Origin of the sequence: Bartonella sp. AP88HLJMH (genome assembly GCF_042195605.1) — a bacterium.
GTDB lineage: Bacteria > Pseudomonadota > Alphaproteobacteria > Rhizobiales > Rhizobiaceae > Bartonella.
In genome coordinates this window covers 48809-50578 of the sequence record NZ_JBHIOR010000014.1, presented here as the reverse complement: position 1 = coordinate 50578, position 1770 = coordinate 48809, and the positions used below count along the sequence as shown (strand labels likewise).

At 38.0% G+C, this 1770-nt stretch carries 1 protein-coding gene; it reads right to left on the bottom strand.

Features of this window, described 5'->3' with window-relative positions:
- Nucleotides 1–219 precede the first annotated feature (219 nt).
- Nucleotides 220–1770: Vomp family autotransporter (locus ACFIMA_RS07240; protein ID WP_375693743.1), on the bottom strand; the 1551-nt coding region annotated here is incomplete at its 5' end.

Genomic DNA, 1770 nt, shown 5'->3' with positions numbered 1-1770 from the left:
GAAAATAGCAACATAAAAATATAACTTTTTAGCAATATGGATTCTACTGTGATCTTTTTTCAACAAAATATAGAAAAATCTTCTATAAAACCTCACAGTTTATAGCCTCATCAAATATTATGCTTATCTCTAGATAAATACTGTGCGTCTGTAAAAAAAATATCCACCCTTATTTCAATAAATAAGGGTGGATATTTTGTTCTATTTTCGTTGTTCGTATTATTTTATTTTCAGAGTAATTGCACCACCTATTCCCCAATGACCACCAGCACTCGTGGCAGAGAGATTAGAGCGGATTTTTCCGTTTTCAGATGTATAACCAGCACCAAGAGCAAATGCGGATTGCCCACGCCATGCGCCGCTACCAAATGAGACACTCAAAGATCCTGGCTCGTCGAAGTAACGTAGGTTGGATACTGCTAGACCAACGGCGGCTGCTTGCCTTGCCTCTTTGCGTACGCTCTTAATATCATAACTTAAAATATTAAACTTCATATCTGTATATCGGTCAGACCGATCAACAGCATCATCAATGGCATTAATAACAATATTATCCACCCGACTATCCGTATATTTTTTTGCATCATCGAGAACAATTTTCATCTGTTGCTGAGTGTAATCATGCAGTTGACCACCATTCACAGCTTCTTTCGAATCTTGTTCAATGCGACCATTGGCAACATTATCAATCATAACAGGTTCACTTTCGTTGCCACCTTTTAGAGTGATCTTATTGGTTTTTTTACCATCAGCATCTTTATCATAGTTAACTGCACCATCAGAAAGATTATTAACCGTGTTCTCAATATTATCAACTCTGTCTTCAATATTGAAAACCGTTTCACCAATATTCGTAACCGTAGTGGAAATATTGTCGACTCTGTTTTCAATATGCCTAATATCTTTTTCAACGCCAGTGATACGTTCGTTGGTTTCCCAAAGCTGTCCACCATTGACTGCATCTTTTGAACCTTCTGCAATTTTACCATCTGCTACATTGATAATCTTACTTGGTTGACCATCATGGCTAGCGTCATAAGCTTTTTTCTGCTCATTCCAATTTAAACCATTGGACGAGACATTGTTTTCAACACTTTGAATACGGTCGTTTATCTTAGACATACTCTCACTTACGCCGTCAAAAGCACTGGCAACGTTATGATAATCCTTCTTTTCACCAGAGCTCCCGTCAGCTTTGAATTGTGCTATCTTGAAAGTAGGAGCAGTCCATTCTCCATTATTATAGCCAGCGCCACCACCAAAATATGCAGCAAGCTGATTACTCATCAAATAAAGTTGCGAACCATTTATAGCATCGGTTGAGTTAGCAGAAATATCTCCATTAGCAAGAAACTTAATTTTGCTATTGGTTTTTTCCTCTCCATGCTGTGCTACAAATGCCTGCTCATCATTGCTCCACAACAAAGCATCCCCTTTGACTTCTTGTGTAATATCATTGATTTGTTGTGTAAAATTATTGACCACATTCGTGAGATGACTATTCACACTCTTCACATTTGCATCGAGACCACTCAAAGCTGAGCCAACATCATGATAATTGGCTTTTGCCACCTGACCATCTTCAACAATAACAGATAAACTATAGTTTGGTCCTTTAAAAGCACCATTTTCGAACGAGGCACCACCACCAAAATAATTTGCTATATCTCCAGATATTTTATTAATTTGGTTCCCATTGATCGCATCATGCGAATCTTCAGCAATTTTCCCATCTTTAACATTATGGAGGGAAACGGGTGCTGTAGTCTT